The sequence below is a fragment of the Mucilaginibacter sp. P4_G9 genome (assembly GCF_056400985.1).
Window position 1 is genome coordinate 1 of sequence record NZ_JBFUKF010000249.1, and the last position, 7,385, is coordinate 7,385.

The following is a 7,385-nucleotide window of genomic DNA, read 5'->3' on the forward strand; positions in this document are numbered from 1 at the left end:
GTCCTTTAGCTTAATTGGCGAGCTTTCCATCCAGCCGGAATATTTAATCACTTCATCCAGCACGTCGATGGCGATAACTACCTGGTCCGAACATTTATCCCGGCCACAGATGGATTTACCCAGCTCAGGCAAAAAATCCGGATTGGTAAGTGCCTGGGTACCAACAATAATACGGTGGATACCGGCATCTATCAATTCTTTTACTTTATCGATACTGCGGATTCCTCCGCCATACTGTACTTTCATGTCGGTTTTACGGATCACATCAAACAGGTATTGCTGATTGCTGAAATCGTTTTTGGCGCCATTCAAATCAATGATATGGATGAAGTTGGTGCCGTTGCTCTGGTAGCGCTCAATCATTTCCTCGAGCGTTACATCATATTCTGTTACCTGTTGGTAATCACCCTCACGTAGTCGTACTACTTTTTTATTCAGAATATCAATAGCAGGAATTATATACATGTCTTTTATAATTTTGAAAAGTTTGTTAATAATGTTTCACCATACACGCCCGATTTTTCGGGATGAAATTGTACGCCATAAAAATTATCCCGCCAAATTGATGCCGAAAATTCATTATTATAATTGGCCGACAATAACGTGTAAGTTTCATCATACTCAATAAAGTATGAATGTACAAAGTAAAAATGTGAACCTGACGGTATATTTTTAAATAATGGGTTTTCTTTTTCGGGGAATACCTGGTTCCAGCCGGTATGCGGAACTTTATATAAGTTGCTATCCTTAAACCTTAAAGTTTTAATTGGAAAGATATCCAACAGGTTTGAATCTCCCTCCTCAGAATGAGAAGTGAGCAACTGCATGCCCACACAAATTCCAAGCGTCGGCTTTTTTAACGCCTTAATAGTTGGAACCAGGCCCGTTGATTCCAGCTTTTTCATAGCCGCACCGGCATGCCCAACACCCGGAATAATATAACGATCATATAGGGCAAAATCCTCTTCGCTATTAATCATACCATAAGGAATGCCCAAACGCTCAAGCGCTGCTGTAAGGGAAAAAATATTTCCGGCTCCGTATCTTATTATACCTATGCCCCCCCCGCCCCCTGAAGGGGGAGCTTTTGATGGGGCAGGTTCAACTACCTCCGTATAATTTTGTGTTATTTCATCCATGCTTTTTCAACTCTTGTTCCCCCTTCAGGGGGTTAGGGGGCTTTACAATAAGCCCTTAGTGCTTGGTAAAACCATCTTATTTACATCACGCTTTACCGCCATTTTTATTGCCTTGGCAAAGGCTTTAAATATAGCTTCAATTTTGTGATGTTCGTTTTGTCCTTCGGCTTTTATATTTAAATTACATTTTGCCGCATCGCTAAACGATTTAAAAAAATGATAAAACATTTCAGTCGGCATTTCGCCTATCTTTTCTCTTTTAAATTCTGCATCCCAAACTATCCAGTTGCGGCCGCCAAAATCAATGGCTGCCTGTGCCAGGCAATCATCCATCGGCAGGCAAAAACCATAGCGTTCTATACCCATTTTATTACCCAAAGCTGTAGCAAAAATCTCGCCTAACGCAATACCGGTATCTTCAATGGTATGGTGTTCGTCGATATGCAGGTCGCCGTTGGCAATAATTTCAAGGTCGATACTGCCGTGACGGGCAATCTGGTCGAGCATGTGATCAAAGAAATGTAAACCGGTAGAAACCTTAGCTTCGCCTGTACCATCCAGGTTTATTTTAATGTAAATGTCGGTTTCTTTTGTACTGCGACGGTGCTCTATTACCCGTTCGCCCAGTTTTAAAAACTCGTAGATCTTTTGCCAGTCGGTAGTTTCAAGTGCAATGGTATCGCCTATATGGTCTTCTTCGGTAAACTCTCCGCCACCTAAGCCCGAGTGATTATTTAGCCAGATGGCTTTTGCACCCAGGTTTTTGGCCAGCAGCACATCATTTTTCCTGTCGCCTATGGTAAATGATCCTTTCAAATCATATTTTTCAGTATTAAGGTATTGTGTAAGCAAACCGGTTTTAGGCTTGCGCGTGGGGGCGTTATCTGCAGGGAAGGTACGATCGATACAAATGTTTGAAAACTTTACACCCTCGCCTTCAAATGTTTTAAGGATAAGGTTATGTACCGGCCAAAAAGTATCTTCAGGATAAACGGCGGTGCCTAAACCATCCTGGTTGGTTACCATTACCAGCTCAAAATCAAGCTCTTTTGCTATTTTGGGCAGGTAAGTTAACGCGCCGGGATAAAAAGTAAGCTTTCCGAAGGAATCGATTTGCTCATCCGGCGTTTCGTTAATCATGGTGCCATCACGGTCTACAAAGAGTATTTTCTGCAGTTTGCTCATTTAAAATTCTGTAAGGTGTTAAGTAATATAGTATTCTCATCAGGCGTACCTACAGTAATGCGTAAGCTGCCCTCGCACAGTTCAATTTTGGAGCGGTTGCGCACAATGATACCTTTGGCCACCAGGAAATTATAGATCCCGTTGGCATCCGTAGTTTTAACCAGGATAAAATTAGCATCAGACGGATAAATATCTAACACAAAATCAAAGTCTTTTAAAGCAAGTACCAGCCTGTCGCGCTGGGCAAGGGTTTCCTTTATCCAGGCATTCACCTGTGAAACATTATCCAAAGCCTCTAAAGCCAGTTGTTGTGATGACTCGTTGACGTTATAAGGCGGCTTAACTTTATTCATTACCTCGATGATCTCCTCGCTTGCAAAAGCCATCCCCACACGTAAGCCAGCCAGCCCCCATGCTTTGGAGAGGGTTTGCATCACTACGAGGTTAGCATACTCGGTAAGTTCCTGTATAAAAGTTTTTTGGCGACTGAAATTGATATAAGCTTCATCAACCACCACAATACCATTAAAGTTGGCCAGCAGAGTTTCCACATCCTCCCGGTTGATGGAATTGCCTGTTGGGTTATTTGGAGAACAAATGAATATCAGCTTGGTATGCTCATCAATGGCTTCGGCAATGCCTTCTAAATTAAGCTGGTATTCGGGTGTAAGGTTAACTTTTCGAGCCTCAATATCGTTGATGTTGGCCGATACCTCGTACATGCCATAAGTAGGGGGCACAAGGATTACATTGTCGACACCCGGGTTGCAGAAGCTGCGGAAAAGGATATCAATAGCCTCATCGCTACCGTTGCCTATAAATATGTTACGCGGCGGTACGCCTTTAATTTCGCTCAGGCGCATTTTTACCTTGTACTGTAGTGGATCCGGATACCGGTTAAATTGTTGATCCAACGGCGAACCATAAGCATTTTCGTTTGCATCCAAAAAAACACTTGCCTCTCCCTGGTATTCGTCCCGTGCGGAGGAGTAGGGGACAAGGCGCTTGATATTTTCGCGTAATATATTATTGATGTTGTACATTAATTTTTAATCTTTCTCGATAAACGAATTTTTTCTAATCCCTCATTGTTTGGGGCCTACCTATGACAAGTTGAGGAATCCCAGACTTACGAAGTTTTAAAAACTTCGTAAGTCTTTCGCCGATTTGTCATTCCCCGTTCAGAGTCCCCGGATTTTAGCTCTCGCAATGACGATTTAATCATTACTCCTGATTGAAATCGCGTTCCTATGCGCATGCAACCCTTCCATCTCGGCTAAAATTTCAACGGTGGGGCCAATGTTCCTGATCCCTTCCCTGGTAATATGCTGGAAAGTGATTTTTTTAACAAACGAATCTACAGATACACCTGAGTAAGCCCTTGCATAGCTGCTGGTAGGCAGTGTATGGTTGGTTCCAGATGCATAATCGCCTGCACTTTCGGGGGTTAAATTACCCAGGAAAACCGAACCGGCATTAATAATGCTTCCAGTGATCTGCTCCCAGCTATGGGTTGCTAAAATCAAATGTTCGGGCGCATATTGATTACTGAAATCCATTGCTTCGGCAAGGCTGGATGTAACTACGATGTACGAATTATCCAGCGCTAACCCTGCAATTTCGGCACGCGGTAAAATCGGTAATTGTTTTTCTATTTCTGCCAGTACCGCCTCTGCAATGGCCGTCGATGTACAAACTAAAACAGATTGGCTATCAATACCATGCTCGGCCTGAGCCAGCAGATCGGCAGCTATATAGGCCGGGATGGCGGTACTATCAGCAATAACCAAAACCTCCGATGGGCCGGCCGGCATGTCAATAGCGGTTGTGGTTGTTGATTGAATGATGGTTTTGGCCTTAGTTACAAACTGGTTACCCGGACCGAAGATTTTATCAACTTTAGATATACTTTGGGTACCATATGCCATTGCCGCAATAGCCTGCGAACCACCGGCCAGGTAGATCTTATCGATGCCCAATAATAAAGCTACATAAGCTATAAATGCGTTTACCTTACCACTTTTTTGTGGTGGCGAGCAAACCACAATTTCATGGCAACCGGCAATACGGGCCGGAATGCCCAGCATTAAAAACGTACTTGGCAAAACGGCCGAGCCGCCTGGAATATACAGACCAACTTTTTCAATCGGCCTTAACTCGCGCCAACAGGTTACCCCGGGCATGGTTTCTACCTTGTCCTCGGTTTTTAACTGCGTTTGATGAAATTTATAGATGTTACTATAAGCGGTTTCAAGAGCAGCCTTTTGTTGGGCGGTTATGGCTGTTGCCAGTTCTTCCAGTTCGGCTTTATCCAGGTAAAGTTTGCTGAGTTCAACTTTGTCAAACTTTTGGGCATAATCGATTAAGGCCCTATCGCCATGTTGCTGAACGTTGGCTATCACTTCCTCCACAACAGCGCGGATCTCATTAGCCGGGTCAACATTACGCTGAACCAGTTGCCGGATGTCGCTTGCAGCAAGTTCTGAATAATTGTATGTCTTCATAAGCCCCCTCTAAATCTCCCCCGGTAGGGGAGACTTTTTGATTTTTCTTAATTAATCAGTATAATTTAAAGCCCTCCCTTTCGGGGAGGTAGGTGGGGCTGCCGCCCTACAATATTATCTTCTCAATCGGCATTACTAAAATGCCTTGTGCGCCGGCTTGCTTTAGCTGGCTTATCCTATCCCAGAAATCGCGCTCGGGGATAACGGTGTGTACAGCAACCCAGTCGGCTTCGGCCAATGGTATTACCGATGGGCTTTTTACGCCGGGCAATAAAGCAATCACCGTATCAAGATTATCTTTATGAACGTTAAGTACTACGTACTTAGTCTCTTTTGCACGCAAAACAGATTGGATACGTTGTATAAGTTCCAGCACCAAATCATGGTTTTCGGTTGTCTTGCTGCCTATCAATACTGCCTCTGACGACATTACATCGGCGAACGGCTTTAAACCATTGCTTTTTAAGGTACCGCCGGTAGAAACAAGATCACAAATGGCATCGCTTAAACCCAGGCCGGGAGAGATTTCTACAGAGCCGGATATCGTACGGATATCCGATTGTATCCCTTGCTCTTTCAAAAACTTTCCTAATATAACAGGATAAGTAGTTGCAATAGCTTTGCCGTTCAAATCGGCAAGCGATTTAATGCTATTATCGTTTGGCACTGCTATTTTAAGGGAGCATTTACCAAAACCCAAACGCTGCAGGTAGCTTACTTCAACTTCGGTTTCCCGTATCACATTTTCGCCTACAATACCCAGGTCGGCAATGCCATCCTGTACGTATTCGGGAATATCATCATCGCGAAGAAAAAGAATCTCTAAAGGGAAGTTTGATACCGGTGAGATAAGCGAGCTTTTGTAATTTTCGAAGTTTAAGCCGCAATTTTTTAATAATTCAACGGATTTTTCGTTGAGGCGGCCAGATTTCTGGATCGCTATTTTAAGTGTTTTCACAAAATGAATTTAAGGAACTATAATAAAAAAGAGTATAAACGGAGTTTGTTATTTCGCGTAGAAACATACATTTAGCTGATCACCACATGGTGGTGATGCAGATGGAGATGATGTAAAGCGATACCGTTCATTTTTTTATAGTATACTACGGGTAAGTCGCCGCAAATATAGACAGATGTTTTTTAAATCAAAATTTAATGTGAATTTGTCGGAATCAGAGTTTACAGAATTTTAGGATTAACAGAATCTTGTCCCAGTCAGGATCTCTAACGAATTTAAGAAATTAACCGAATTTTAAGATTCTGTCCATTCTTTAATTCTGCAAATTCTGATTCAGATCATTTTCATCATACTCATAAATACCGCCCTCTTCTCCAAAATCCTTTATCAGCCTAAGGTGTTTCACCTTTTCTATATCCTTTATATTGATAAGCTCCGGGTTTTCGAGCGCTTTAAACCAGATGAGATAGAAATGCCTGATCTGGTAAAATTTGGCCACATCCTTCTTGAAAAACCTGTGTGGGACAAGATATGATGACATGCCCGAGAAGAAATAAACAGCCTCATGTGCATCTGTATAAATGGTAACTTTAGGGTCGAACCGGCTTTTATCAATCGTTTTAAGATAGGCTGCGAACGGCGATTCCATCCAACTGTTATCGGTATATCCGGGATTTCCATATTGGTCGGCTACCTGGTCGTCATACCGGCCTTTATCAATAAAAAACTCCTTGGTAACAAATCCAAGCATCAGCAATATCATTAAGCCGGCTAATATTTTGCGGGTAGTAGTGTTTGCCATTTTTTTAAGCAGCAGCAATCCCCAGCTGGTATAGCCCCATAGCGCTGGTATATACATAGGCGCCAGCAGGCGATGGTTAATGCGCTCGTACCGCGAAAAAGTTGATGATATTACGATGAACAAACCATAAACCAAAGCGAAGGTAATAGCCAGGTTTTCGTAACTATCAAGGTGGCGGCGGTAATAATTATAGGCCAACGCCGCGATAAAACCAATAAATATAATTGTGGCCAATGGTACCGATAGCCAATACTGGTTGGGTGTAAGTCCCATCCAGTCGCAAATTACGTTACCAAAATAATATAGGTTTTTACCAAACGAAGTAATAGATGGTTCGCGCGGGCCGGTAGTAGTGCCCGACATGAAAGCGTTAAACAGTAAATTGCTTACCAGCAGAGAAATGCAAACAAAGCCATATATGATAATGTGAATTATCTTCTTTTTAAGCGGCAAAAACCTGTCGAGCAGCAAAAGTAAGCCGCCGGTGCCCACAATAGTAACTGCAGCATAGCGGGTAACGCAGCCTATTGCGGCTATCAGCGCTGCAATTACTAATGTTTTAATGGTATGCTTTAAAAGATATTCCCTAAACGCGACGATGAAAAACAGGGTCTCTAAGATAAACAGCGTCTCTGACCATAAATAGGAGTAAACCTGCAGCAATGCCGGGCTCAATATAATAGCTACTAACATTAACCATTTATATATACGCGATGCCGGAACAAACCTGTGCATAATCCATCCGCTGGTGTATATCAGGGTGGCAAACATTAACCCGTTCAATATCGCCCCAAAAG

General features: G+C 42.8%; 7 protein-coding genes. All 7 read right to left on the reverse strand.

Annotated elements, in window-relative coordinates; translation table 11 throughout:
* A partial coding sequence (locus AC1DPZ_RS18410; RefSeq protein WP_477406069.1) for a 1-(5-phosphoribosyl)-5-[(5-phosphoribosylamino)methylideneamino]imidazole-4-carboxamide isomerase occupies window positions 1-465 on the reverse strand: 465 nt, incomplete at its 3' end.
* 5 nt (window positions 466-470) lie between these two features.
* Window positions 471-1,139: an imidazole glycerol phosphate synthase subunit HisH gene (hisH, locus tag AC1DPZ_RS18415; protein WP_477406071.1), complete on the reverse strand. Its 669-nt coding sequence runs from the start codon at window positions 1,137-1,139 to the stop codon at window positions 471-473.
* 42 nt (window positions 1,140-1,181) lie between these two features.
* Complete coding sequence (gene hisB, locus AC1DPZ_RS18420; RefSeq protein WP_477406073.1) at window positions 1,182-2,324, reverse strand: bifunctional histidinol-phosphatase/imidazoleglycerol-phosphate dehydratase HisB; 1,143 nt, start codon at window positions 2,322-2,324, stop codon at window positions 1,182-1,184.
* On the reverse strand, window positions 2,321-3,367 hold the full coding sequence (gene hisC, locus AC1DPZ_RS18425; RefSeq protein WP_477406075.1) for a histidinol-phosphate transaminase: 1,047 nt from the start codon (window positions 3,365-3,367) through the stop codon (window positions 2,321-2,323). The genes hisB and hisC overlap by 4 nt, the downstream gene beginning before the upstream one ends.
* A 174-nt stretch (window positions 3,368-3,541) precedes the next feature.
* Entirely contained in the window at window positions 3,542-4,828 is a 1,287-nt protein-coding gene (hisD, locus tag AC1DPZ_RS18430) for a histidinol dehydrogenase (RefSeq protein ID WP_477406077.1), read from the reverse strand.
* Window positions 4,829-4,934: 106 nt separating this feature from the next.
* Window positions 4,935-5,786 carry an ATP phosphoribosyltransferase gene (gene hisG, locus AC1DPZ_RS18435; protein WP_477406079.1) on the reverse strand — a complete coding sequence of 284 codons (852 nt, stop codon included), beginning with the start codon at window positions 5,784-5,786 and terminating at the stop codon, window positions 4,935-4,937.
* A 313-nt stretch (window positions 5,787-6,099) separates the two neighbouring features.
* Window positions 6,100-7,385, reverse strand: a 1,286-nt coding sequence (locus tag AC1DPZ_RS18440; RefSeq protein WP_477406081.1) for a hypothetical protein, incomplete at its 5' end; no start/stop codon positions are given.

What these genes read in the sequence shown, in the direction of transcription:
- hisB (WP_477406073.1), bottom strand. Translation starts at nt 2,324, where the DNA reads ATGAGCAAACTGCAGAAAATACTCTTTGTAGACCGTGATGGCACCATG.
- hisC (WP_477406075.1), bottom strand. Translation starts at nt 3,367, where the DNA reads ATGTACAACATCAATAATATATTACGCGAAAATATCAAGCGCCTTGTC.
- hisD (WP_477406077.1), bottom strand. Translation starts at nt 4,828, where the DNA reads ATGAAGACATACAATTATTCAGAACTTGCTGCAAGCGACATCCGGCAA.
- hisH (WP_477406071.1), bottom strand. Translation starts at nt 1,139, where the DNA reads ATGGATGAAATAACACAAAATTATACGGAGGTAGTTGAACCTGCCCCA.